Annotated in this window: 22 protein-coding genes, 3 pseudogenes and 1 riboswitch; of the genes and pseudogenes, 12 read left to right on the top strand and 13 right to left on the bottom strand. The window is 57.4% G+C overall.

Annotation, left to right across the window (positions count from 1 at the left end; translation table 11 throughout):
* Positions 1-55: 55 nt before the first annotated feature.
* From J9893_RS17540 to J9893_RS17530, 3 genes are all read right to left on the bottom strand, one after another.
* A complete protein-coding gene (locus J9893_RS17540; RefSeq protein WP_010673529.1) occupies positions 56-781 on the bottom strand; it encodes a MaoC family dehydratase in 726 nt (241 codons plus the stop codon).
* Positions 782-1017: 236 nt separating this feature from the next.
* Entirely contained in the window at positions 1018-1965 is a 948-nt protein-coding gene (gene rlmF, locus J9893_RS17535) for a 23S rRNA (adenine(1618)-N(6))-methyltransferase RlmF (RefSeq protein WP_210601646.1), read from the bottom strand.
* 151 nt (positions 1966-2116) lie between these two features.
* Positions 2117-2605 carry an NlpC/P60 family protein gene (locus J9893_RS17530; RefSeq protein ID WP_039039319.1) on the bottom strand — a complete coding sequence of 163 codons (489 nt, stop codon included), beginning with the start codon at positions 2603-2605 and terminating at the stop codon, positions 2117-2119.
* Between the two features lie 276 nt (positions 2606-2881).
* Between J9893_RS17530 and J9893_RS17525 the strand changes: the two genes are divergently transcribed.
* Both J9893_RS17525 and J9893_RS17520 read left to right on the top strand, forming a co-directional pair.
* Entirely contained in the window at positions 2882-3604 is a 723-nt protein-coding gene (locus J9893_RS17525; protein ID WP_210601647.1) for a 4'-phosphopantetheinyl transferase superfamily protein, read from the top strand.
* Complete coding sequence (locus tag J9893_RS17520) at positions 3601-4449, top strand: tetratricopeptide repeat protein (protein WP_041214740.1); 849 nt, start codon at positions 3601-3603, stop codon at positions 4447-4449. The genes J9893_RS17525 and J9893_RS17520 overlap by 4 nt, the downstream gene beginning before the upstream one ends.
* A gap of 140 nt (positions 4450-4589) precedes the next feature.
* Here the strand turns inward: J9893_RS17520 and J9893_RS17515 are convergent, their stop codons facing one another.
* Together J9893_RS17515 and ribB are read right to left on the bottom strand one after the other, a co-directional pair.
* Positions 4590-4832 (bottom strand): Lpp/OprI family alanine-zipper lipoprotein, encoded by a 243-nt coding sequence (locus J9893_RS17515; RefSeq protein WP_010634682.1) that lies wholly within the window; start codon positions 4830-4832, stop codon positions 4590-4592.
* Positions 4833-5057: 225 nt separating this feature from the next.
* Entirely contained in the window at positions 5058-5711 is a 654-nt protein-coding gene (gene ribB / locus J9893_RS17510) for a 3,4-dihydroxy-2-butanone-4-phosphate synthase (protein ID WP_010673523.1), read from the bottom strand.
* Between the two features lie 104 nt (positions 5712-5815).
* A riboswitch (FMN riboswitch) is annotated at positions 5816-5973 on the bottom strand.
* A 209-nt stretch (positions 5974-6182) separates the two neighbouring features.
* On the opposite strand from ribB, the gene purU reads away from it, so the two are divergent.
* Complete coding sequence (purU, locus tag J9893_RS17505) at positions 6183-7019, top strand: formyltetrahydrofolate deformylase (RefSeq protein WP_029313992.1); 837 nt, start codon at positions 6183-6185, stop codon at positions 7017-7019.
* Positions 7020-7076: 57 nt separating this feature from the next.
* Here the strand turns inward: purU and J9893_RS17500 are convergent, their stop codons facing one another.
* Both J9893_RS17500 and cls read right to left on the bottom strand, forming a co-directional pair.
* Positions 7077-8345: a DUF945 family protein gene (locus tag J9893_RS17500; RefSeq protein WP_182957596.1), complete on the bottom strand. Its 1269-nt coding sequence runs from the start codon at positions 8343-8345 to the stop codon at positions 7077-7079.
* 109 nt (positions 8346-8454) lie between these two features.
* Positions 8455-9936, bottom strand: coding sequence for a cardiolipin synthase (gene cls / locus J9893_RS17495; RefSeq protein ID WP_010673520.1), 1482 nt, complete (start codon positions 9934-9936; stop codon positions 8455-8457).
* Positions 9937-10032: 96 nt separating this feature from the next.
* On the opposite strand from cls, the gene J9893_RS17490 reads away from it, so the two are divergent.
* Positions 10033-10575 (top strand): DUF1439 domain-containing protein, encoded by a 543-nt coding sequence (locus J9893_RS17490; protein ID WP_232098057.1) that lies wholly within the window; start codon positions 10033-10035, stop codon positions 10573-10575.
* Positions 10576-10579: 4 nt separating this feature from the next.
* Here the strand turns inward: J9893_RS17490 and J9893_RS17485 are convergent, their stop codons facing one another.
* The gene (locus J9893_RS17485; RefSeq protein WP_223919618.1) at positions 10580-11020 is read right to left on the bottom strand and encodes a GNAT family N-acetyltransferase; all 441 of its coding nucleotides are present in this window, start codon (positions 11018-11020) and stop codon (positions 10580-10582) included.
* Between the two features lie 342 nt (positions 11021-11362).
* Between J9893_RS17485 and J9893_RS17480 the strand changes: the two genes are divergently transcribed.
* From J9893_RS17480 to J9893_RS17470, 3 genes and pseudogenes are all read left to right on the top strand, one after another.
* On the top strand, positions 11363-12103 hold the full coding sequence (locus J9893_RS17480) for a lytic transglycosylase domain-containing protein (RefSeq protein WP_041213327.1): 741 nt from the start codon (positions 11363-11365) through the stop codon (positions 12101-12103).
* Between the two features lie 14 nt (positions 12104-12117).
* Positions 12118-12221 (top strand): annotated as a pseudogene (locus J9893_RS17475) (lytic transglycosylase domain-containing protein); the annotation flags it as partial.
* Positions 12222-12235: 14 nt separating this feature from the next.
* Positions 12236-12339 (top strand): annotated as a pseudogene (locus tag J9893_RS17470) (lytic transglycosylase domain-containing protein); the annotation flags it as partial.
* A gap of 105 nt (positions 12340-12444) precedes the next feature.
* On the opposite strand, the pseudogene aqpZ reads toward J9893_RS17470, so the two are convergent.
* From aqpZ to J9893_RS17450, 4 genes and pseudogenes are all read right to left on the bottom strand, one after another.
* Positions 12445-13130: pseudogene (gene aqpZ / locus J9893_RS17465) on the bottom strand (aquaporin Z).
* 293 nt (positions 13131-13423) lie between these two features.
* On the bottom strand, positions 13424-13945 hold the full coding sequence (ruvC, locus tag J9893_RS17460; protein ID WP_010673515.1) for a crossover junction endodeoxyribonuclease RuvC: 522 nt from the start codon (positions 13943-13945) through the stop codon (positions 13424-13426).
* A 233-nt stretch (positions 13946-14178) separates the two neighbouring features.
* Positions 14179-15087 carry a Gfo/Idh/MocA family oxidoreductase gene (locus J9893_RS17455; RefSeq protein ID WP_048208128.1) on the bottom strand — a complete coding sequence of 303 codons (909 nt, stop codon included), beginning with the start codon at positions 15085-15087 and terminating at the stop codon, positions 14179-14181.
* A 277-nt stretch (positions 15088-15364) separates the two neighbouring features.
* Entirely contained in the window at positions 15365-15592 is a 228-nt protein-coding gene (locus J9893_RS17450; RefSeq protein WP_041214736.1) for a hypothetical protein, read from the bottom strand.
* A 634-nt stretch (positions 15593-16226) separates the two neighbouring features.
* On the opposite strand from J9893_RS17450, the gene J9893_RS17445 reads away from it, so the two are divergent.
* From J9893_RS17445 to J9893_RS17435, 3 genes are read left to right on the top strand one after another with little or no spacing between them, the layout of a single operon-like run.
* Positions 16227-17765, top strand: a complete 1539-nt coding sequence (locus J9893_RS17445) for an OmpA family protein (protein ID WP_182957588.1) — start codon at positions 16227-16229, stop codon at positions 17763-17765.
* A 17-nt stretch (positions 17766-17782) separates the two neighbouring features.
* The gene (locus tag J9893_RS17440; protein ID WP_182957585.1) at positions 17783-19378 is read left to right on the top strand and encodes a hypothetical protein; all 1596 of its coding nucleotides are present in this window, start codon (positions 17783-17785) and stop codon (positions 19376-19378) included.
* Positions 19379-19380: 2 nt separating this feature from the next.
* Complete coding sequence (locus tag J9893_RS17435) at positions 19381-20214, top strand: hypothetical protein (RefSeq protein WP_104454538.1); 834 nt, start codon at positions 19381-19383, stop codon at positions 20212-20214.
* A 665-nt stretch (positions 20215-20879) separates the two neighbouring features.
* On the opposite strand, the gene J9893_RS17430 is transcribed toward J9893_RS17435, so the two are convergent.
* Positions 20880-21830 (bottom strand): transposase, encoded by a 951-nt coding sequence (locus J9893_RS17430; RefSeq protein ID WP_124813665.1) that lies wholly within the window; start codon positions 21828-21830, stop codon positions 20880-20882.
* A 486-nt stretch (positions 21831-22316) separates the two neighbouring features.
* Between J9893_RS17430 and J9893_RS17425 the strand changes: the two genes are divergently transcribed.
* Positions 22317-23402 (top strand): AAA family ATPase, encoded by a 1086-nt coding sequence (locus tag J9893_RS17425; RefSeq protein WP_210601648.1) that lies wholly within the window; start codon positions 22317-22319, stop codon positions 23400-23402.
* 66 nt (positions 23403-23468) lie between these two features.
* The gene (locus tag J9893_RS17420; protein ID WP_210601649.1) at positions 23469-23954 is read left to right on the top strand and encodes a hypothetical protein; all 486 of its coding nucleotides are present in this window, start codon (positions 23469-23471) and stop codon (positions 23952-23954) included.
* Positions 23955-23990 lie beyond the last annotated feature (36 nt).

Genomic DNA, 23990 nt, shown 5'->3' with positions numbered 1-23990 from the left:
AAACGACACAGGCCCACCGAAGTGGGCCTGTGTTCATGGACGCAAGACGAACGCGTCAGAAATAGATCCGGGTGACCGACTCGATGACGCAGCCAGGGCGACGGATCCCCTCGATCTCTATCTTGATCTCCTTGAGGAGCTCGATGCCTCCCTTGATGGGCGTGACACGCGACAGCTTGGTACGTGCACGGATGTTGCTGTCCACCTTGATAGGATAAGGGAAGCGGACCTGTTCCAGGCCGAAATTCACCACCATGCGAGCGGTCGGGAACTCCGGCGTGCTCTCGTCCACCGAACCGGTCAACTGGGGCAGCAGGGCCAGAGTCAGGAAGCCGTGGGCAATGGTGGTCTTGAAGGGAGACTCGGCTGCCGCACGCTCGGGATCGGTGTGGATCCACTGATGATCGCCGGTCACGGTCGCGAACTGGTTGATCAACGCCTGGGTGACCTGCAACCACTCACCTACATGGGTCTCTTCACCGATGCGGGTCTGCAACTCGGCATAGAGTGCCGCCGCTTCACCTTCGAGCTCCACCACGGGATCCTGCGCCAGGGCAGGCTGGCCATTCGCGACCTGGGTGACTCTGGCAGCCTCTTGCTGGCGGGCATCCTGGGACTCCCCCTGCAGATCCAGCACTCTTCCCAGCAAGGGGTGAAGGTGTGCCTTTTGCTGAAACTCACGCCAGTAGTCGCGGATCGCCGGAGAGAGCCAATCCTTGAGCTCAAAGGGGTGTTGCGCCAGAATTTCGCGCTTGTGCTTCAGAAAATCGACAACTTTCATTTACCGATCCCTATTCGATTCAAAGCCTGTAAAGAGGTCTAACCAGTCCTATTTTATGAAAGTTTCATCAGCAAGTACAAAAAAATCTCGGCGTACACCTGTACCAGGCGCGAAAGTGGTCACTAACATGCGAGCAAACACGGGCAGGAAAACGATTGAATGGAAGGCTGCAAACGAATCAACATCTGATCTGAAAAAGAGACAGGGCCCGTGTCGCCACTGAGCCCCGTCCTCGATCATCTCCCCTGGGCGGTCCACCAGCTCTTGCGCTGCCCATCGTCCAGGAAACTCCAGGCGAGGATCCGGCTCACCTTGTTGCCTTGCGCCATGTCGAGCACGTGAACCTCCCGCGCCCCCACCCGAGCCAGCGCCTTTCGTGCGGCAGGCAGATTTTCCTTTTTCGACACCAGCGAGCTGAACCAGAGGCATTGGCTGGCAAACTCCTTGCTCTGCTCTATCATGGCCGCCAGAAACGCCGCCTCGCCCCCCTCGCACCAGAGCTCGGCCTTCTGACCGCCGAAATTGAGCACGGGCGCCCCGGCCACTGCCTGGCCCTTGCCCAGGTTGCGCAGCTTGCGCTCCGTCCCCTTGCTCGCTTCCGCCAGAGAAGCATGAAACGGCGGGTTGCACAGAGTCAGGGCAAAGTGCTCCTTCGGCCCCAGGATCCCGCGAAAGACATGCTTGGGGTTACCCTGATGACGGCATGTGATCTGGTTGCCCAATCCATTGCTGGTGGCCAGCAGGGTTGCCGCCTTCACCGACACAGGATCGATGTCTGAGCCCACGAAGCGCCAGCCATACTCCCGGGCGCCCAGCAAGGGATAGATGCAGTTGGCCCCGACACCGACATCCAGCACTCGAACCTGCTTGCCCGTCGGTACGCATCCCGCGCTCTCGGCCAGCAGATCCGCGGCTCGATGCAGGTAGTCTACCCGACCCGGAATGGGCGGGCAGAGATAGCCGGGGGGCAGATCCCAATGCGCAATGCCATAGTGCAGTGCCAGCAATGCCCGGTTGAGCGTCTTGACGGCGGCCGGATCGGCAAAGTCCAGGGTTCGGGTGCCGTGCTCGTTGGTGAACACGAAAGGCGTCAACGCCGGGGTACGCTGGCAGAGCGCGTCGAAGTCGTAGGGTGCCTGATGGCGATTGCGCGGGTGCAATCCGGTTTTCTGCTGGGGTGTCATGCTGGACCTGCCGAGGATCAAGGGGGCCACACTATAGAGAGTCGACCAGGGAAAGTCTAAACGAGGGTCATAAAAAAACCGGGCCCTGAGGGCCCGGTTCAAGTGAGGTTGGAAAAACAGTCCGTACTGCGAGCCGTTTGTCCAGCCTGACTCAGATGTCTATCCGGCGTGCCTGCCAGAATTTGCTGCGCCAGTAACTGCTGTCGAGCTTGGAGCGTGTCACCCCGGCGCGGGTGGAGGCATGAATGAATTCGCCATTGCCGACATAGATGCCCACGTGATTGAGGCGGCGGTTGATCTTGAAGAAGACCAGGTCTCCTTCGACCAGATCCTGTTTGGAAACCCGGGTGCCTTCATGGACCTGGGAGCGGGTATCGCGGGGTAACTCGATGCCGACGGCATTGCGGAACACTTCACGGGCGAAGGCGGAGCAATCGATGCCTCGCTGGCTGCTGCCTCCCATCCGGTAAGGAACGCCGCGCCACTCTTTGTATACGGTCAGGATTTCGTTGACGTCAGGGGTTGGTGAAACTTCGGGTTCAATCACGGGTTCCATCATGGAAACCTCGATCTTGCTCGCGACCTCGGGTTGGGGTGCCGATGCACAACCCACCATTCCGAGCGCGACCAGCAGTAGCATCAGGTGGCGCAATCCTTTATCCCCGCAAAAAGAGTGAAACTTGTTAAAATGCAGCCCGAAAGGGCAATTTATAAGGCAACAGCACCCGACTATATCCAAGAATTCTATCGAGGCAAGCGAAAATCCCAATCGACCTCACATTTTTGCAAGGAAATGCTCTGTTTAGCGCAATTTATGTGATCATGCCCAAACAATATACAATCTTGAAAGCATCGGTTTTGAGCGCATCAAACGGACTGTTATCGCTATTTCACCCCCATTTTTAAGTGAAATATTATGCTATCTGCGGATCTCTATTTGTTAAATACGGCAAGCGTTGATGCAGACCTGGTGATCAGGCTGGCATCTGAACTCGCCCCGGATGAACGCCGTCACTGGCACGAGATCCACCAGGCGGGTCGCCAGCATGAGTACCTGCTCGGCCGGGTGCTGCTGCGCCGCCTGCTGGCCGAGCGACTCCATTGCCGGGCCGATGCCCTGACTTTTGGCATCGGTGCGCATGGCAAACCGACACTGCTCAGTCATCGCTGGCAGTTCAACCTCAGCCACAGCGGAGAGTGGCTGGTGATCGCCCTCTGTGAGGAGGGTCCCCTTGGGGTGGACATCGAGATGGGATTGCGTCACCGTCCCATACTGCCGCTGGCCAAACGCTTCTATGCGCCAAGCGAATACCAATGGTTGAACGCCCTGCCCCGAGAGGAGCAACATTCGGCCTTCTATCGGCTATGGTCTCGCAAGGAAGCTGTGCTCAAGGCGCATGGCGACGGCATTGCCGCCGGACTCGACAAAATCTGCTTCCTTCCGGAGCAGGCATGGCAGCTCAAAAATCATCTCGACAATCGCCACTATGAAATCCGCGACTGGCCCGCGGGCAGCGGATGGCTCAGCCTGGCTGCCCCGACCCGCCGGGTCGATGCCCATCTGCTGGATACGCGCTTGAATTCCACCCCGCTGGACCCCATGTTGATCCACACCATTTTTCGAGAGTCAGCCTCATGATCGTCGACATCACTCCCCAGAACTTCCACGCAGAATTGCTCGATGCGTCCATGAAAAAGCCGGTCGTCATCTATTTCCACGCCCCCCAGATGCCGGAGTGCCAGGCCATGACCCCGCAAGTGGAAGCGCTGGTCGGCCCGGCCAATGCGGCGGTGACCCTGGCCAAAGTCGACATGAACGACCCCCAGTTGCAGCCTCTGGCCAGCCAGCTTGCCTTGCGCGCACTGCCCGCGCTGGTGCTGTTCCATCAGGGGCGCCCGGATGAACAGGCCATTCTGGAAGGGCCGCAGGATGAAGCCACATTGCGCCAGTATTTCGCCGCCTTTGCCCCCAAAGAGGAGGAGTTGCTGCTCGATCAGGCAAAGCAGGCGCTGGAGAACGGGCAAGCCGATGTGGCGCACACCCATCTTGGCCAGGCCCATCGCCTCGCCCCCGAGCGTCACGACATCACGCTCTGGCTGATACAGGCCGCGCTGGATCTCAATCTCCTTGACGAGGCGCAGAGCCTGCTTTCGACCATCCCCATGGTGGCACAGGATGATCATTACCAGACCCTGAGCTCCCGCCTCTCGCTGGCGCTGCAGGCCAGCGACAGTCCTGAGCTGCGCGCCCTGGAGCTGCGCCACGCTGAACAGCCTGATGACCATGCCCTCGCCCAGGAGCTGGCGGTGCTTTACAGCCAGGTTGGTAGACAGGAGGAGGCATTGGCCCTGTTGTTCACCATCCTCAAACGTGATCTCGCCTTTGGCGATGCCAAGAAGATCTATCTCGATGTGCTGGCAACCATGGGTGCGCACCCGGCGGCGCAGAGTTATCGTCGCAAGCTCTACAGCCTGCTCTATTGAGCGACAGGAAAATCAGATGAGGGGATGCCGATTCGTCGGCATTGCCTTGTCAGGCGGGTATTAGCGGGAAAAACGCGGGTATTTGACGAATTTCAGGCAAAAAAAATGGCGCATTGAAATGCGCCATTTTTTCGCATGGATTACTTCTTGTAGGAAGTAGCCATGTTGTCGATGCGCTGGTTAGCACGCATAGCTTCTTGCTTGGCTTCTGCAACATCAGCAGCGATCTTGGACTGATCAGCACGAACAGCGCTAACATCTTGAGCCAGTTGGTCAACTTTGTTAGACAGATTCTGAACGGAAGTTTCCAGTTCGCTGGTGTTTGCACAACCGCCCAGCAGAGCGGACAGACCAACAACACCTACCAACAACATTTTTTTCATTTTTAAAAGCTCCCTTTAACTCGCCAGACGTTTAGCAAGCGGCGTGATTATGGCACAAAAAAATCATAGTTTGGATAGGCCTCATCACAGATAAATGCGTTAAAACCCTCATTTTTTTTTAGTTGCACACTTTCCGTACAAACTTTAAGCAAAAATGAGTGTCCCTGGATGAGGTTCGCACAAAGCGTAACCAAAATTTGGGCTTATTACAATTTCGTATGAGGCTCAGGCTGAACGTTCTGACAGCAATTGACGATATTGCACCAGATCTTCGATGGTCAGGACCGGCATCCGGTGCTGGCGACCGAAGGCCACCAGGTCCGGCAACCTGGCCATGGAGCCATCTTCCTTGGTCAACTCGCACAATACTCCGTAAGGTTTGAGCCCGGCGAGCTGCATCAGGTCGACGGTCGCTTCGGTGTGACCACGGCGGGTCAGTACCCCACCCGTACGGGCGCGCAGCGGGAAGACATGGCCGGGTCGATGCAAATCGGAGGGCCGGGCGCCGTCGGCGATGGCCGCGCGGATGGTGGTAATGCGATCGGCAGCGGACACCCCGGTGGTCACCCCCTGCGCCGCTTCAATCGTCACGGTGAAGGCAGTCTGATAGTGGCTGGAGTTGGCCTCCACCATCATCGGCAGCTCGAGCTGGCGAACCCGCTCGTCGGTCAGACAGAGGCAGACGATCCCGGAGCACTCGCGGATCATCATGGCCATCTGCTCGTTGGTCATGGTTTCTGCGGCAAAGATGAGATCGCCTTCGTTCTCGCGATCTTCATCATCGGCCACCAGCACACCCTGACCGGCACGCAAGGCGGCCAGCGCGGCTTCGACGCGAGCAATGGGATCACCGAATTCACTGAGTAGAGACTGATTCATGGTAAGACTCCTAAAAAAGACAAGGACCAGAATCAGGGCATGGAAAGGCAGACAGAAGTAGCCATGCGGCGGCCAACCCGGCAGGGTCTGGCCAGCAATATCTGTCTTATCCTCTTTCATCCGGACTATGACCGTCGGCTCCGGCATCTCACCGGATCTGCTGACCCCGTCCCGGATGAATGCCGGGTCGGGCGCTCGCGGGCTGCCCGAGTCACATCGGGATACCGCCGGTGGGGAATTTCGCCCCGCCCTGAGAATAAGCGCAGACAGCCTAAAGAAAAAAGACGCAGGATGCCAGCCAAAAACCCATCAAAGACAAACCGGGAGCTGGCTGCACTGCAATTTTCGCGCGAGCACCACCCGATACACGGCGCGCTGTCCTTTCTGATTTCGTTTGTGGCATAGTGCCAGCAAAAACGCGCGCGCCCGCGCAGACCGGGTGCCAACATCACAAACGGAATCATGACAGAGATGGAAAAGAAAATACTGCTGACCGATTGCCCCGACGCCAAGGGTCTCATCGCCAAGATCACCAACATCTGCTACAAGCACCAGCTCAACATCAACAAGAACGACGAGTTCGTGGATCACGAAAACGGCCGCTTCTTCATGCGCACCGAGCTGGAAGGGCGCTTCAACGACGAGACCCTGCTGGCCGACCTCGACGATGCCCTGCCTGCCGGCGCCCAGCGTCGTCTCGTCAAGGCGGGCAAGAAGCGCATCGTCATCCTGGTGACCAAGGAGACCCACTGCCTCGGCGACATCCTGATGAAGAACTATGCCGGCGCCCTGGACATGGACATCGTCGCGGTCATCGGCAACTACGACACCCTCGCCGAGCTGACCGGCAAGTTCGACATCCCCTTCCACTGCGTGAGCCACGAGGATCTGAGCCGCACCGAGCATGAGGAGCAAGTGCGCACGCTCATCGATGGCTACCAGCCGGATTACGTCATCCTGGCCAAATACATGCGTGTGCTGACCCCAAGCTTCGTCGAAGCCTATCCGCGCAAGATCATCAATATCCACCACTCCTTCCTGCCTGCCTTCATCGGTGCCCGCCCCTATCGTCAGGCCTTCGACCGCGGGGTCAAGCTGATTGGTGCCACCGCCCACTTCGTCACCGACGATCTGGATGAAGGCCCCATCGTCGAGCAGGACGTGATCCACGTCGATCACACCTTCAGTGCCGATGACATGGCCAAGGCCGGACGCGACGTGGAGAAATCCGTGCTGAGCCGGGCGCTGGAACTGGTGTTGAACGAGCGGGTCTTCGTCTACGGCAACAAGACAGTCGTGTTCAAATAAGCGGCTGCGCGCCCCCAGAAAAAAGGCTCCCGAGGGAGCCTTTTCATTGCGCGGCACTCACGGGTGCAGCGGCAGACCATTGACGGTCACGGCCCCTTTGTCGAGCTTGAGCTCGGCCTGAAGCTGTGACTCCTGCGCCTTCAGATATCCCATGGCAGTGAATTGCTCCAGCATGGGGGCCAACTGGGGAACGGCCTGGCCCAGCGTCTCCCCAAGGTGGGCATGAAGCAGACCGGAGAGTGCCTGCATCCCCTCCTCGCTGCCCATCAACTGTGCCAGAGTGGTGGGCGCCAGCTTGGCCTCACCTTGCAGGCTGACAGGCTCACCGTTCAATCGCGCACTCAGATCCGCCAGTTCCAGCGTAGCCCCTCTCTGGAGCATCTTGTCCAGCGCTTCCTGGATGGCCGCTTCGTCCACCCGTTTGCTGCTGGCCTCTTGCAGCGTCTGATACCCCTCGAGATCCAGCCCCTTGAGGGAGAGATCCAGATTTCCCTGGGTCAGCGCGAGCCGGTCTTCCTCGCTTTCCATGTTGAGGGTCGCCACCTTCATCTGATAGCGAGTGGAGAGCGTCTGAAGATCGTCCCCCGCCAGCTCGGTGGCCGTGATCAGCCCCTCCAGCGTGATCTTGACGTTCCCCGGCTGGGTCAGGGTGAAGGCCGTGAGGGTCGCATCGCTGCGGGGAGAGAGCCAGAGCCCGCTGATCTCGGCCATGTCGGCACTGCCCTTGAGATCCGCCAAGGCCAGATCTGTCTTGCTCTGGGCATCGTGGACCGTCATCCCCAACCAGTGGGCGGTGAGATGACCATTGCCCTCGAGATCCCCACGATAGTCGCCGTTCAAGGGCAGGAAGGTGAACTCGTTGAGCCCCTCCTTGACCTTGAAGTCACTCACCCAGAAGCGGGAACTGTTGCTCATGGTCCAGAGGCTGCTCGCCGATTCTGCCCCCAGTTGCCACTGCTGCATCCCCAGAGAGGTCAGGATAGGCGCCAGCGTGCCCTGTGCGGTATCAAGCTGGAGGTGACTCTTGATATAGAGCGGCAACAGGCGGCTGTTGAACGCGAACTGCATCTCGATGGGTTCGCTTCCCGCCAGCTGGGGATCAAAACTCGCCAGCGTCTGGGGCGGCACCACCACCTTGAGCACGCCGTCGCGGGTGAACAGATTCTCCGTCTCCGGGCTCCAGGTGACTTCGATTCCGCTCTCCTGCTGCGCCCTGGCGATCTGCTCGGTCAGGATCCGGTCGAACGTATTGCCCGTGTACCAGCAGGCGCCAAGCCCTCCCACCACCAACACGGCTCCGACGGCCAAGGCCACTTTTTTCTTCATCAGTTCTGTTTCTCCACAATGGTTCAATGGCGGGTGCATGGGCGCACTCTACGGGGAGGATGGGCATCAACACAAGCCAGACAACGGCTTGGGGTCCACGCTCTGGCTGTCACAGCAGGGGGCTGAACAGGTAGAAGATGTTCTCAAGCAATTTTTTGTACCAGGGGCGGGCACGCCACCTGGTCAGTGACATGGGGGTCGCCTCCAGCATGTAGCCCTGCACCAGCTGGTTCATCTCGGCGACAAACACCGGGTTGTCGATGAGCAGGGTGATCTCGAAATTGAGCCAGAGACTGCGCCGGTCGAGGTTGACCGTGCCCACCAGGGCGAAATCATCGTCCACCAGCACGCTCTTGGTGTGTAGCAGTCCGGCATCATAGCGGTATATCTCCACTCCTGCCGCCAGCAGATCCTCCATGAAGGAGTTGCTGGCGTGGTTGGCCATCAGGGAGTCGTTGCGCGCAGGCAGAACTAACTGCACCAGCACGCCGCGGGCCGCCGCCGAAGAGAGGGCCGCAGCCAGCGGATCGTCCGGCACGAAATAGGGGGTGGTCAGCACCAGATGGTGACGAGCCTGGTAGATGGCGAGCAGCAGGCTCTGCTGGATGCAGTCACCGCCGACGAAGGGGCCTGAGGGAATGAGCTGGGCTCGATAGTTGGTCTGTGGCCAGGCTTCCGGCTCATGTTGCAGACTGTCGAGCAGCCGCTCGCCGGTCTCCATCTCCCAGTCCCAGACGAAGGTGGACCACATCAACGGCACCACGGGGCCCTGCACCCGGATCATGATGTCGACCCACTGGCCGACCCCGGCATCCTGCTTGAAGAAACGGGGATCCACCATGTTCATGGAGCCGGTATAACCAACCTTGTCATCGATCACCACCAGCTTGCGGTGCATGCGCAAGTCCTGGCGCTGGAAGGGGATTCGCCAGGCGCCGACCGGCAACACTTCCACGACTTTGACACCGGCGGCGCGCAAAGTTTTGGGCCAGGAGGAGCGGAAGAAGGTCTTGCTGCCGATGGAGTCGAGCAAGACACGACAATCCACGCCGCGTGCCGCCACCTCCATCAACGCCTCGCACACCTCGTCCACATCCCCGCCGGGGTGCCAGATGTAGAACTCCAGATAACAGGATTGGGAGGAGCCCCGGATGTCGCGCACTATCTCCTCTACGATACTCTTGGGCTTGTGCAGCAGGGTCATCCGGTTGCCCGAGAGCATGGGCATGGCCAAGCGTCCCTGGATCAGATCGTGGAGCGGGCGTGCCTTGCTGCCCACCTCGCAGCAGTGCTGGGGGAAGAGGCGCGCGAGCTGGCGGATCCAGATGGCGTAAGGACGGTACATGGCCTGGGCCCGCTCCGCCCGCTTGCGACCGAGGCGTATCTCGCCAAACAGCACGTAGAAACCGACCCCGGCGAAGGGGATGGCATAGATGAGGGCCAACCAGGCGAGGGATACCCCGATGGGACGTCGCTTCATCACCACCCGCAGGGAGATCCCTGCCACGATCACGGTGTGAAACAACAGCAACAACCAGCCGAGAAAGCGGGAAAACAGCAACTGAATGTCGTATTCCAGACCGTCGAGCAAGGCGACTCCTTGGTGTATTGGACAGATGGCACGGGCAGACCCCACAGGGTCGGGATGGTATGCTATGGGGCACACCCATTCTATCAGGTCGTTAGCATGATCCTGCAATCTATGCTGCTGAGTCTGGCCATGCTAGGTCAAGGCTCATATGACATCAATGAGCAGCAGATAACTCAGTACCTGCAATCCCAGGTGCAAGTGGACAAACAGCTGGAATTGCCCGGCATCATCAAGGCCCATGTGCAACTCGAGCAGAGCGATGTGCAGATTGGTCGCCAGAGCCCGGATACCGCCAGGGTGTTTGGCAAAGGCAAGTTGAAAATCGCGCTCCCGGATCAGACCGAGTACGACGCGCGCCTCAACATGACCTATGAGGCGAGGCCCCGCTACGACAAGGCCAGGAGTGCGCTCTTCCTCGACAACATGAAGCTCATCGATTACAAGCTGGAGCCTGCTGCGGCGGAACAGAAGTTTGGTTTCATGCTGAGGATGCTGCTGCAGAGCATGGAGAAACGGCTGGAGACCCAGCCTGTCTACAAGCTGGATGACAAGGACCCCAATCAGGCCTGGCTCAAGGAAAATCTGCTGGGGCTGGAGCTGTCACCAGGCAAGATCCACCTGCTGACCAAACCCCAATAAGACATCAGTTGAAAACAGGCGCCTTCGCCTGACGCACCAGCAGCTCGATCTGGTAACCCTGTTCGTGCTGCTGGTGATAGTGGGAGTGAAGGGGTCCGTCGAGTTCATGCAGGGGAAGGTGGTCAAATCCCGCCTTGAGGTAGAAGGGTTTCTCGAATGGCAGGGCGTGACAGATCACGGGCTTGTCGGAAAGATCGCGGCAGGCATGCTGCAGCAAGCGGGACCCCAGCCCCAGAGACTGGTAGTGAGGGAGCAGACGAAAGCCGCACAAGTGGTAGTAATCCTGTTCATCGCGCAGGCGCACCGCCCCCACCAGCCAGTGCGCATCACGAACCACAAAAATCCGTTCTGCCAAATCCGGCACATAGTGGGAAAACGTCGTCTCGTAATAGTCTCTGATGAGGGAAAGATCCGCATCACAGTACTCTTCGAATCTGAGCTCCATCGCTCGCCTGCTTGTCATGCCCATTTCGCTCTGGCCATACCGGCCCTCTCCTGCTCGCTCTCTGGCTCCACGAAGAGATCTGACCAGAGTGGAGCAACTGCAAGATAACACGCCTTTAACTTACAAAAAAGCCAATAACTAGATGGAAAAGACGAGGTTGCGATCATGCGTCCCTTGACGCCATGAGCCGCGCCCCTTGTCCTGAGTGAGCACACAGGTGGGACGTCCCTCTGCCATCACATTTCCAGCCTCCCCTGTTCACGGGCACTTGTTCTGCGCCATCCCGAATGCTTTACTCAACATGGCTAACGAGGCTTAAGGAGCAAGCCGTTGAAAGCATGGATGTTGCTGGGCATGATGCCGCTGTTTTCCCACGCAGCCCCGGCTCAGATACCGCCGCCGGCAGAGGTGGTGATCCTGACCCCGGAGACGGCTGTCTCCTCCCCGGTTCCCACGCCGCGTACCGTGGCACTCACCACGGCGCCGCTCCCCTCCCCTGAACCCGCTAAGCCTGCAAGCCGTCAGATCCAGGTCTACAAGTCGGTACAAAAGAACGGGGTCATACGCTATTCCGACATGATGCCGGAGCAGGGTCACTACGAACTGCTGCTGTTCAACGACTGCTATGCCTGCGATCCGGCGTCCAAGGTCAACTGGCGCACGACAGGCCTCTTCCTCTATGACTACGCCAGCACCATACAGGCGGCAGCCAAGGCTTATCAGGTCGAGCCTGCCCTCATCCGGGCACTTATCCATGCCGAGTCCGCTTTCAATCCTCTGGCCGTCTCCCGCAAGGGCGCCATGGGACTGACCCAGCTGATGCCCGCCACGGCGCGCGAGCTCGGGGTCGGCAACGCCCTGCTGGCGGAGCAGAACATCTTTGGCGGGGTGAAATACCTGGCGGGTCTGCTCAAGCAGTATGACGGCAATGTTGCCCTGGCCACCGCCGCCTACAATGCAGGCGCCGGTGCGGTGCAAAAACACGGCGGCATACCGCCCTATGCCGAAACCCGGGCTTATGTGGAACGAGTCAAGCTGCTGCATCAGCGCTACAAAGAGATGCTGAGCGCCAAGGGGTTGTAGGACCGGTACGGTACAAGCACGGCGGCATCCCTCATTGGCCGAAACCCGGGCTTATGTGGAACGGGTCAAGCTGCTGTATCAGCGCTACAAGGAGATGCTGAGCGCCAAGGGGTTGTAGGACCGGTACGGTACAAGCACGGCGGCATCCCTCATTGGCCGAAACCCGGGCCTATGTGGAACGAGTCAAGCTGCTGCATCAGCGCTACAAAGAGATGCTGAGCGCCAAGGGACTGTGATCATGCCGCACCCTATCGTCGGCATGGCGCCCTGCCCGGTATTCCTTCAGGCATAAAAAAACACGCCCGAAGGCGTGTCGATACCACACGTTAACTAGCAACACATCACTCTTTCGTGGCGATCACACGATAGGCCAATGCACCCAGAATGGCACCGACAATGGGGGCAACCCAGAACAGCCAGAGCTGGCCCACGGCCCAGTCACCGACAAAAAGCGCCACGCCAGTGCTGCGCGCCGGGTTGACCGAGGTGTTGGTCACCGGGATGCTGATGAGGTGGATGAGGGTCAGGCACAGACCGATGGCGATGGGAGCAAACCCGGCCGGTGCACGGCTGTCGGTGGCGCCCATGATGACGAACAGGAAGAAACCGGTCATCACCACTTCACACACCAGTGCGGCCAGCAGGCTGTAACCGCCGGGGGAATGCTCGCCATAGCCGTTGGAAGCAAAGCCGACGCTCACATCAAAACCCACCTGTCCGCTGGCAATGACATAGAGCACGCCACCTGCCACGATCCCGCCAAGCACCTGGGCCACGATGTAGGGCAGCACGTTGGAGGCCGGGAAGCGACCACCGGCCCAGAGCCCGACGGTCACGGCCGGGTTCAGGTGGCAACCCGAGATATGACCGATGGCATAGGCCATGGTCAGCACAGTCAGGCCGAACGCCAGGGCGACGCCCAGCAGGCCGATCCCCACATTGGGGAAGGCGGCAGCCAGCACGGCGCTCCCGCAGCCCCCAGCACCAGCCAGAAGGTTCCCATAAATTCAGCAGCAAAAGGTTTCACTCTTGTCTCTCCCATGATGACTAACACGCGAACCTGAAAGGCTCATACGGACACTGTTATTGAACAGGCGCCATATTATGGGAGTGTGGCGGAGCAAGACGAAACCGACCCGATTCATCGCGAATATGTGATGAATGTCACAAGTTATTGATAAAGTAGAAAGATATCCCCCCGCTCGGTGCGCTTCTCCATGGGAGTCCCATCGAGGGACGCGACAGATTGTGACCCGACCAGCGATTTTGCCAGCAGCTCCCCGCGCTTCCCTGCCAACACCAGAAGCCCTCCCCCGGGGATCAGCGATAACGGCCGCGCACCGATCCGCTGGCCCGCCCGGCCATGCGAATGAGGCTCTGACGGGTGTGGAAGTGGCAGAGCGCCACCCCGAGGGCATCCGCCGCATCCGCCTGGGGGGTGGCAGAGAGCTTGAGCAGATGGGTCACCATGTGCTGCACCTGCTCCTTGGCGGCGCCACCGGTGCCCACCACCGCCTGCTTGATCTGGGTGGCCGAGTACTCGCTCACCGGCAGCAGGGCATTGACCGCCGCGACGATGGCACTTCCCCTGGCCTGGCCGAGCTTCAGGGCCGAGTCCGCGTTGCGCGCCATGAAGACCCGCTCGATGGCGAACTCGTCCGGCTTGAACTGGGTGATGATCTCGCTCACCCCGTCATAGACCTGCTTCAGGCGAGACGGCAGCTCCCCCAGATCGGTGCGGATGCAGCCCGATCCCAGATATTCCGCCTTGCCCGCGACGATGCGAATGACCCCGTAACCGGTGATGCGCGAACCGGGATCGATCCCCAGAATGATGCTCATGAACGGAATACCCCGCCCACTGCGGTCAGCCATCTCATCTTCGACACCTTCTTCATTGCGATCTCTTGCCCTGCAGCTCTTGATGGCCGCCAAGATAACAAACCCGCCTTCGCTTGGCTCGCTCGCTGGCACCTTTCCCGGCTGACTGCGCAAGGAGCCACCATCTCATACAGTGCTCTGCCGCTTCTCTGGCCAGTGATGCCTGCCGGTGTCACCAGCCCCTTGCCTTCGGGTCATCCCTTTGCCAGGGCGACGAGGCGCTCTGCCAGTCGATGGCTTTTCAGGTAGCTCTCGACCAGCGCCCCGTCTGCCCGCCCGGCGTCAATCTGCCCATACCAGTGCTCGAGCATGGCGACAAAGCCTCGGCTCGCCAGCACGGGCTGCCAGTCGCCCGGTGCCAGAGTCTGCACTGTGTTGTCTCGCGCAAGCAGGCCACGGGTGCAGTTCTCGATATGCAATGAGAGGTTGTCGCCATAGGCATCGATGCGCTCCTCGGTCATGCCGGCGCTGCGATTCATGCTGCCGCTCACCGCCATCTGCCCGCTCTGCCAGGCGACGCTCACCCCGGCCAGCAGCTCGGGCTGCTCACTGCTGCGTCGCAGCACCGCATGCAGCTCCCCGTCCGGCTCGCCGCCATAACAGCAGAGGCTGTCGAGCACATGGATACAGTCGTCGAACAGGAACTGGCGAGGCGCCCCCGGCAGGGCGTGCCTGTGCTTTTGCCAATGGAGCTCGGTCAGCGGCTGGCCGCGTGCGGCGGCCATGGCGGGCAGATAGCGACGGTTGAAGCCCACAAACAGCGGGCAGTCTCTGGCGATGGCGAGATTGGCGAGTGCCTCCACCTCTCCTGCGTTGTCACACAGCGGCTTGTCCACAAAGGTGGGAATGCCGGCACGCAGGCACAGCTCCGCCAGTTTGCCGTGCACGGCGGTGGCAGCGTGGATCATCACCGCATCAGGTCGGCTCGCCAGCAGCGCATCGACCTCGGTAAAACACTCGCCAATCCGGTACTGGCGCGCCAGTTTGCCGAGCACCGAGGGACTCCGGGTACAGAGCAGCGGGGTGACTCGCTCGTCGTTTGCAAGCAGCGGCAGATAGGCCTTCCGGGCGATATCGCCAAGGCCAATCAGGGCAATGCGCATGGGCACTCCTCTCAAGGGGATAACCAGATAACTGCCTGCACGATCTCAGGATTTCCCTCGCAGATCCAGCCTTGGCGCATCTCGCTCCAGGCGCCTTCTGATGCAATGCGGCATCGCCCCGCGACACCCTGGCCACCTTCCTCCATCGCAGCAAACCCCGGCGGCGCTTGAGCGGCAAACCGCGATAGCAAAACAGGCAGGGCGACAACAGTCGCCCTGCCTGTTACACCCGCACACACCACCGCACTCGGGCGATTGGCGCTCTTCTCACGTCGAGTTACTCTGCCGATCCGGCCTGCTCTTTGGCATCCCGCCACTTGCCAATCCTGGCGCCCAGCTCGGCGCAAAGCATGGCGCTGACCATGGCACCTATCATCCGGGTCATATCCGACATCTCTGTTGCAACCGGAAGCAGGGGCACGATCAGGTTAAAGGCGATGAGCCCCATCACCAGCCCGAGCCCGCTGCCAATCTTTTCTCTTCGGGATCGCGTTGTTATCGCCATCTGATTGCTCCTGACCAAACCCTTTCGACAATATTATCAAACAATGCGTTCAACAGAGGTCTTGCAATGCTTCGCACTGCCTGTGCCCCACTCTATAAACTGTTATCAGACATATTTATCGACAATTAATCCATTATATAAACGGGCTGCCAGACGTTATTCTGCCCATGAACATTATTTCGCCAGCACTGTCAGTGGGGGCAACCACATACTTCCCCCAACAGCCCTCATCCTCAATAGCGATAATCGGCCTGCGCCTTTCACAAACCATAAGAGCGTCACAATAACCCTCTTTGTGTTCAGCGTCGGGGAGATGGGCAAAGATATTGGAAAGTTGATGTTTTTCCTATGGTTGCATCACTTTTCCACTCGCATGATCAGGCTCGTTTGGCTTATCATAGCCACTCGATACCTATTGAACCGCATAGATAATTGCCTCTTCTGACACTCAGGACATATCAGACACAGCCGCTTGCGAGAATGAGCACGCCTGGCGCCGATATTAAACATCAGCCCGCGTTAATATCTTTTATATCAGCAAGTGTCGATATTTCACTCCACCCGAAGACGCTTTTCTCTGGCCTCACTGGCATGTCTGAATCTCGCTATTAAATATAAATGGCAAGGAATCGCTATGGATAAATCGTTTCGTCTTGCACCTCTCAGCTGTGTATTGATTGCCGCCGTGGGTTGCAGCTCTCAGCAGATGCAGAATTTCAAATCCACGGTCAATGATATCGGCAAGGATTACGGCATGCCGGTGCTTTGTGGGGCTGGCATGATTGCAGGAGGGGCTGCGGGCTACGCCATCAACGGGAAAAAAGGGGCTGTCGCGGGGGTTGCCCTCGGTGGGGCGCTGGGCTGTGCGGCAGGCTATATGTGGCAGTCCAGGCTACAAGAGCTTGACCGGATAGCAAAGGAAGAGAATCTCAACATCGCGACCGAGAAGCTGACCGTTGCCGAGCCAGCCGCAGCGACCGGTGTTCCTCAGGACGCCGGCCTTGTGGCCCAGATCCCCGATTCCGGCATGTTCTCGAGTGGTTCTGCCCAGCTCACAGAAAGCGGCCTGCGCGTGGTCACTAAACTGGCCCAGCTCTATGCCAAACCCGCAGCCGCAGACGCCTCGGATCAGCGCCGTATCCTCCTCGTCGGCCACAGTGACGCCACCGGCCCTGCAGAACTCAACCTGCGACTCTCCGAGCAACGTGCGCGAGCCGTCGGCAAGGTCCTGGTCGCATCGGGGATCCCGGCCTCTTCCATTTACTATCAAGGCGCAGGTTCTTCGCGTCCCATCGCAGACAACAGCGACCCCTTGCTTCGCGGTCAGAATCGCCGGGTCGAAATTGTAGAACTGGCGAACGAGCAGGCTCTGGTCATGCGGGCCCAATCCGAAGAGAACAACACCCGCTATCTGCGTTACGGGGCTTCCGATACCGCCAAACCGCGTGTGGCTTCGACCAAACCGGCGGCTCAGTCCGCAAGCGGTTCAAGCAAGGTGGCGGCCACGTCGCAAACCGCCCCTCGCCAACCCGCCGCCAAGCAGAGCGCCTCAAACACCAGCACGACCAAGGCCCTGCCCGATGCCAAGGCCGCAGTGGACTTCGGCGGCAAGCCTGCCGGCACCTATCAATGGAACATGGCTCAGAACATCAAACCCAAGGCGAGTGGTTTTGCACTGATCAGCAGCGCATACGCAAGCGACATGCCGATGTCGAGCTGTGAGGCAGATAAGCCACGCAGTGCAGGCCAGGTACTGAGCATGGCAGACGACAAGCCTCTCCCGCGCCATGCCACCAAGGAGTACATGCCCGGCTATAACAATCGCGTCTGGGCCAATACCGTCAACGGCCACCTGGTGACTGTCTCTCCGGTTTCCATCTTGCGTGACAACGCCCAGGTCGATCGTCAACCGATCCTGCAAGTCGTTCAGGGTTACAAATCCTCGAATCAGAAGAAGCCCCAGACCCTCAAGGCGGTGGCCAACACCTATGAGGGCGAGAGTGAGGTGCTGTACCGCGTCTTCACCAGCGATCCCAAGGCGTCGGTGTCCTGCATGGACCTCGTGTTCAGCAAAGGCAACGCCAAGGTCAGCCAGGGAGCCCTGTTCTACCCGGCAGGTTCCGAGGCTTATGTGGCTTCGTACCTGCCCATTCCCGCCACCCATTCCAAATAAGAAAACGGAGAAACTTAGTGGAAGACTTTTCTTTGGCAGCGCTCAAGACGCTGATCCTCGCCAACCAGATGCTGACCGTTGGCATTGTTTCATTCCTCGTCAGCGCCGTGGTGGTGTGGCGGCATTGGGAGCATGTCTCCTACTTCCTGATCCGGGTATGGCACAGCCTGCCGCTGATCGGCACCGTGGCCCGTCTCGCCCGCAAGCCAGCCTCGGTCGATGGCGATGGCTGGATCAACCATGAAGTGACCCTGTCGAATGTGTACTACCGCGAATACAAGAAGCATTTAAAGGGGACAGATGCCTACAACGCCTCCCTCGACTACCTTGCCAAGGCAGGAGAGGCCGGCCGCTCCCCGCGCCCGGCGTGGGTGCTTGCTCTGGTGCTGGTGCTGGTGCTGGTCGAGGCAATGGGCTTTGCCTACGTGCTGGCAGGCTGGATGAACATGGATGCCTCCACCAATGACCGTCACCTGCTGGCAGCCGCGACGGCTCTGCTGCTCGCCGTTGCATCCGCATTCCTGGCTGAAGTGGCCGGACACTCCCTGCATCACAACAGCCTGATCGCCCGGGCGCGTCACTGGTGGCAAGGGGAAGAGCCCTCAAAACGCTCCCGTACCCTCAAGGCAAACAAGGCCATCAATCTGGAAGACTCCTTCTCGGACTCTGACAAACCTGACTACGAGCAGCTGCTGGCCCGCCTGAAAGACGTGAATTCAGGTGTCAGCCGCAAGTTTGTCTGGCTGATTGTCTGTGCTTCGTTTGTTGCCTGCATGGCAGTGGGCGCCTTCGTGGTGCGTTCAGCCACCCTCGACAGCATCGAAACCGAGATGGTCAACAACATGCGCGCCGAAACAACGGCACAGAGTGACAGCAGCATGGGGTCGCCGTTTGATCTGCCGGAAGCGTCTCAAGCCATCAACAACGAGGCGGAAGAGGCCACCATCGAAGACAAGATGCAGGCCATCCGTGAGGCCAGCCTGACCACCTACGTCATGCTGTCGCTCATCTACATCGCCATCCAGGGGATCAGCATCTGGCTTGCCAGCAAATACCACTTTGCAGGCACCCATTCCAAAACAGCCTGGCGTCTGACACACGAATACGCGACCGCCGAAGAGATGCTGGACGCGATGGACCAGCAACGCACCGCCATTGCCAGCCATGCCGATGACAAGCTCCGCCGCTTGCAGACCCTGTTGTCGAGCCGTGACCATACCAACTCGGGTGTGCTGGGGGCGCTGGAAGGGGAGAAATCCGCCCATCGCAATTTCCTGGCCTTTATCGAGTACAAGGCAGGCACCGTGCCGCCCAAGCCGGCCCCTCAGGCGGCCCCCCAGGTCGCACCGGCAGCGCAAGCCGAGCCGGCACCCGCCGTACAACCGGCTGTTGCGCAGGCAGAGGCGGCTCTCCCGCCCACCACTGACGCCCCCGGCCAGACCGACGCTGCCGTCAAGGCCGCCGATTTCCATGATGTCACTGGCCTGCCCGAAGAGAGTCTGGCAGCAGCCAGCCGCGCACTGGGGGTGGACGAAGCGCAGTTGCGTGATATCCGTGAACAGCAGATGGCCCTCAAGACCCTGGGCCTCTTTCCCACCAAGCAGAGTGCCTAATCGTGAAGATCACCCAGGTATTGCTACTGGCGTTGACGCTGCCTTGTGCAGCGTTGGCGGCCGAGCGTAACGACATACAGAGCTGCTATGAGCGCAATGGCCTGACCGACATCAAGCCTGCGGGCACCGGTCGCGAACTGGTGGTCATCATCGACCAGACCATTCCGATGCCTGACGATCTGCAGCGCAGCAGTTGGGGGCAGATCGAGCGGTTCGTGCAGGCTGGTGATCGCGTCAAGCTCTATACCTTCTCCGCCTTCTTGCCTGGCGAATACCTTCGCCTCGCCTACGCGGGGCAACTGGATATGCCGCTGGAAGGGGAGATCCGGGACGATGTCAGCATGCGCAAATTGCGCGGCCTGGACACCTGCCTGACGACGCAGACCAAGGTCTTTCGTAACGGCTTTGGCAAACAGTTCGTGAAAGCACTTCGTGATGCCCGCCAGGACATCCCCAAGAGCGAGATCATGAACTCGCTGCGCAAGGTGGGTGAAGATATGAAGGCCGAGCAAGGCGTCAATGACCGCGTCGTGTTCCTCATTTCGGACATGCTGGAGCACTCCGATTACACCAGCTTCTATGCCACCAACAAGATCAAGCAGCTCAATGTCGGTGACGAGCTCAAGCAGGCCAAGAGCAAGGGGCTGTTTGCCGATCTGCAAGGCGCTCGCGTCTACGTCACGGGCGCCGGGCTGGTAACCGACGCAGTGAAACACGCCTATCGTTCCGGCAAGACCATGGATGCACTCGGTGACTTCTGGTCACAGTACTTCGAGCACTCCCATGCCACCCTGGTGAACTTCGGTGCCCCCAGCCTGAGCACGGATTTGCAATAACCGTCACGTTCACAGGCAGAGCCCGCGCTTCTGCCCATCACACAAGGGCGACCAACTGGTCGCCCTTGCTATTTATTGCCAACGCTGCCCCCATTCGAGATATCGGCAAACCCGCCCCTTGGCATCAGGTTTGGTCATGTGAGCCAAAGGTGGGTCCCCATATTTGCCGACTCTCGTAAAGATCTCCAAGGGACGTCGTCATCTCCCCCCTTCTCCATGGACCGAGCAAGATAAGCTCCCTTTTTATTTGGGACAGCCATCTTTGTTTTTTATTTGGGACAGCCATCTTTGTTTTTTATTTGGGACAGCCATCTTTGTGTACGGATTGTTCCATTGGAGGAACCATATCACCCACTCTGTTTCACTGATGCAAAAATCACCTGCTCAAGCAACACCCACGGTGTCGCCGCATTGTGAGAAAGGGCCTGTTGACAAAGGACCGATAGCCCCTCTTCCCCAACCCGCCTTATCAGGACAGCCATCTTTTGGAGAAAGCCTTCATCCAGCGCCCAGCACAACTCGTCATCCAGCATGTGCGATGGCATTTGTGAAACTCGGGGGATTAAAGAGAATGTCTTGGCATCGATGACGCCAATTCAGATGCGATCACACAGGCGGGGTGCTGGCGCGATATCGGACGTTGCTATGACACAAGTATTCATCACTCAAAGGGATGGTTGATGACACCGTCGCTGGCCACAGTGCCAGGCAAACTGCTGACAATGCTCTTTGTCACCCACCACTCTGATACCCTGGCGCCGAAACAGCGTCACTTGCTTGAGCCATCGCACCTCGTCCAACCCCAGCCGCACCAGGATGGGGGCAAGAGAAGCCGGGATATGACCCCGTTTGTCCACTCGGATGGCGCGACCTGTCCAGTCCACCAGCATCAGGTAATCCGCAAAGGCATATGGCAGGCTATCGGGTCGCGCGTCGTGCGCGAATGGCAACAGCAACGGCGGCAATGGGGCGGCGGACTGCTCGCCATCGAGACGCTGCTTGAGGCTGGTGTAATCGCTCTGTTCAGGCCGGTCGGACAATCCCGCTCGTATCGGATTGAGATCAACATAGGCCATGCAGGCCAGCAGGGCTGGCTCGGTGAGCAAGGCCTGGCTCTTGAAGCGCCCTTCCCAGAAATGGCCCTTGCAACCATCTTCCCGATTGGCCTGCCGAGCCAGGTTTTCGTTGAGCAACCGCACAAACCAGCTGATGGAATGTAACCGCTCCCGCCACTGCCCTATCAGTTGTTGCACCACAGCGAGTTCAGGCTCAATCAGGGATTCCCCCTGATACCAGCGTCGTACCAGCAGCGGCCACTGGAATAGCGCCGCCCAACGCTCGGCCACCTCCCGCTCGCTCCAATTGACAGCGGTATCCGGCTCGACCTTGAGCACCAGGTGATAGTGATTGCTCATCACCGCATAGGCACACACACCGATGGCAAACAGTCGCGACAATTGGCCCAACTTGTCGACCACCCACTGGCGCCGATGCTCGTAACTCTGGCCGGAGTGGGCATCTTCCCCGCACAGAAACGCCCGCCGCACACAGCGACTGACCACATGATAGTAAGGCGTATCCTGCAAACTGATTTGACGTGAACGGGCAATGGTCATGGCTCACCCCCTGGGCAGTGACACCTCAAGCCAAGTACAGGGCTACGCCGCTGTCAAAAAGGTGGGTGTCCCAGATTTCACCCCCAGATTGCACAATTTGCTGATCAAGTTCAAAAAACGATGTGATTCCGATGGTTACATCATTTTAAGGCTCGCTTGGGTAGTTTCGTTTGTCTTACAGTGGCTATCTGGAACCTGTTGAACTGCGATGGGCCACTGCCCTCGCTGGTCAATGGAGCATATTGGAAGCTGTAATCCATGGGCGGTAGCGTGGGATTTGGTGGCGTTACGCCCCATACAAAAAGGTGGGTGTCCCAGATTCCTCTCGCTGGTCAATGGCGCATATTGGAAGCTGTAATCCATGGGCGGTAGCGTGGGATTTGGTGACGTTACGCCCCATACAGAAAGGTGGGTGTCCCAGATTCCTGCGCTAGATTTCCCAATTCTACTAGTTTTTATAAATAGAAATTTAAGGCTTTTAAGAGTATGAAAAAATTTAAAATAACATTGCCTGATAGTAATGGGAATCAAACTGAAATAGAATCAAACCAGAGCATGCTATTTATAGGTGCTAATGGTTCAGGGAAAACGAGGCTTGGAGTTTGGATAGATCTAAAATCACCACAAAATGAAAAAGTCCATAGAATATCCGCCCAAAAACTATTAACAATGCCAGATACAACAACCCCAGTTGCTATTAATTTAGCTGAAAGCGACTTACTATATGGCAGCCAGAATGTCGATTCATCTGGGCCACTATGGTACAAAGAGTACAGACGCTGGGGGGCTAGTAATAAAAGTGCGGCGGTTTCATCGCTCAATGACTTCGAAAAATTAATGGTATATTTATTTTCAGAGCATACAGAACAGTCTACTAAATATCTGGATGACTCTAAAAAATCACAAACAAGAATAACTCCACCAATAACAAAGCTTGATCTAGTAAAAAATACATGGGAAAAAATACTTCCACATAGAGAGCTAATTATAAGTGGATTGAGGATTCAGACTTGCGTAAAGGGCAGCAAAGATTCTGTATACAGTTCATCAGAAATGAGTGATGGTGAACGAGTCATTTTTTATCTTATTGGGCAATGTCTGGCAGCTCCTAATGATGGAATAATCATCGTTGATGAGCCTGAAATTCATTTACACAAATCGATCCAAGCTCCTCTTTGGCGGGAGATTGAAAATCTACGTAATGATTGTCTTTTTATATATCTAACTCATGATGTCGACTTTGCCATTTCACTTCGAGAGTCAAAAAAAATATGGCTAAAAGGATTTGATGGCATTAATTGGGATTGGCAGATTGTTCCTCAAATGGAGGATTTACCTGAAGACTTACTTATTCAGATACTTGGAAGCAGAAAGCCTGTTGTATTTGTTGAGGGGGAAAATGGTAGCTATGACTCATCACTTTACAGTTCTATTCTTAGTGACTACCTAGTTATTCCATGTGGTTCCTGCAGTCAGGTTATTCAAATTGTAAAATCTCTTAAGATTAACAAAAAAATACATAGACTTACTGTTTTCGGCATAATTGATAGAGATAGAAGAAACGACATATAAATAAAAGAATTAGAGCGTTCAGACATATACACACTAAATGTTGCAGAGGTTGAAAACTTATTCTGCGTGCCTGAGGTAATTAGAATTGCCAGCAAGCAACTTCTTAGAGAAGAAAATGATGATGTCATTTCAGTAAAAAAATTCGTAATAAAAAGCATACGAGATGAGATTGAATCCCAAATATCACTACGAGTCATCAATGAAATAAAATTCAGACTTAACTGCTTTAATGAAAAAGCAAAGGGAAAGGGGGGGATAATTGATGAACTCAAACGTCTCACATCAAGCATTAATATTGATGATATATATTCAGAAAATAAATCACTATTCTCAAGCGCAGTGGAAAATAATGATTACGAGCTAATTTTGAGAATATACAACAGAAAGTCACTGTCAACACAAATAAGTAAACATTTGGGGCTATCTAATGGTGAACTTGCAGAACTTGTTGTAAGAATTGCTAACAGCAGCAATGGCACCGTTATTAAAGATGCATTAAAGCCATATTTCGGTAATTTTTCAGATAAAATAAAATCCACAAAAAATCATTAAAAATACATATAAGAAAACAATAAGAAGGCGACCATC

It is taken from the genome of Aeromonas sp. MaB10011B, assembly GCF_017939325.1.
GTDB classification, from domain to species: Bacteria; Pseudomonadota; Gammaproteobacteria; order Enterobacterales; family Aeromonadaceae; genus Aeromonas; species Aeromonas caviae.
This window is presented reverse-complemented; position numbering and strand designations above follow the sequence as displayed.

Coding starts and splice junctions, on each gene's coding strand:
- ruvC (WP_010673515.1), bottom strand. CDS start 13,945: ATGAGCATCATTCTGGGGATCGATCCCGGTTCGCGCATCACCGGTTAC.
- J9893_RS17490 (WP_232098057.1), top strand. CDS start 10,033: ATGATCCTGCAATCTATGCTGCTGAGTCTGGCCATGCTAGGTCAAGGC.
- J9893_RS17480 (WP_041213327.1), top strand. CDS start 11,363: ATGTTGCTGGGCATGATGCCGCTGTTTTCCCACGCAGCCCCGGCTCAG.
- J9893_RS17430 (WP_124813665.1), bottom strand. CDS start 21,830: ATGACCATTGCCCGTTCACGTCAAATCAGTTTGCAGGATACGCCTTAC.
- J9893_RS17530 (WP_039039319.1), bottom strand. CDS start 2,605: ATGCTACTGCTGGTCGCGCTCGGAATGGTGGGTTGTGCATCGGCACCC.
- J9893_RS17540 (WP_010673529.1), bottom strand. CDS start 781: ATGAAAGTTGTCGATTTTCTGAAGCACAAGCGCGAAATTCTGGCGCAA.
- J9893_RS17455 (WP_048208128.1), bottom strand. CDS start 15,087: ATGCGCATTGCCCTGATTGGCCTTGGCGATATCGCCCGGAAGGCCTAT.
- J9893_RS17520 (WP_041214740.1), top strand. CDS start 3,601: ATGATCGTCGACATCACTCCCCAGAACTTCCACGCAGAATTGCTCGAT.
- J9893_RS17525 (WP_210601647.1), top strand. CDS start 2,882: ATGCTATCTGCGGATCTCTATTTGTTAAATACGGCAAGCGTTGATGCA.
- ribB (WP_010673523.1), bottom strand. CDS start 5,711: ATGAATCAGTCTCTACTCAGTGAATTCGGTGATCCCATTGCTCGCGTC.
- purU (WP_029313992.1), top strand. CDS start 6,183: ATGGAAAAGAAAATACTGCTGACCGATTGCCCCGACGCCAAGGGTCTC.
- rlmF (WP_210601646.1), bottom strand. CDS start 1,965: ATGACACCCCAGCAGAAAACCGGATTGCACCCGCGCAATCGCCATCAG.
- J9893_RS17445 (WP_182957588.1), top strand. CDS start 16,227: ATGGATAAATCGTTTCGTCTTGCACCTCTCAGCTGTGTATTGATTGCC.
- J9893_RS17450 (WP_041214736.1), bottom strand. CDS start 15,592: ATGGCGATAACAACGCGATCCCGAAGAGAAAAGATTGGCAGCGGGCTC.
- J9893_RS17515 (WP_010634682.1), bottom strand. CDS start 4,832: ATGAAAAAAATGTTGTTGGTAGGTGTTGTTGGTCTGTCCGCTCTGCTG.
- J9893_RS17500 (WP_182957596.1), bottom strand. CDS start 8,345: ATGAAGAAAAAAGTGGCCTTGGCCGTCGGAGCCGTGTTGGTGGTGGGA.
- J9893_RS17485 (WP_223919618.1), bottom strand. CDS start 11,020: ATGGAGCTCAGATTCGAAGAGTACTGTGATGCGGATCTTTCCCTCATC.
- J9893_RS17425 (WP_210601648.1), top strand. CDS start 22,317: ATGAAAAAATTTAAAATAACATTGCCTGATAGTAATGGGAATCAAACT.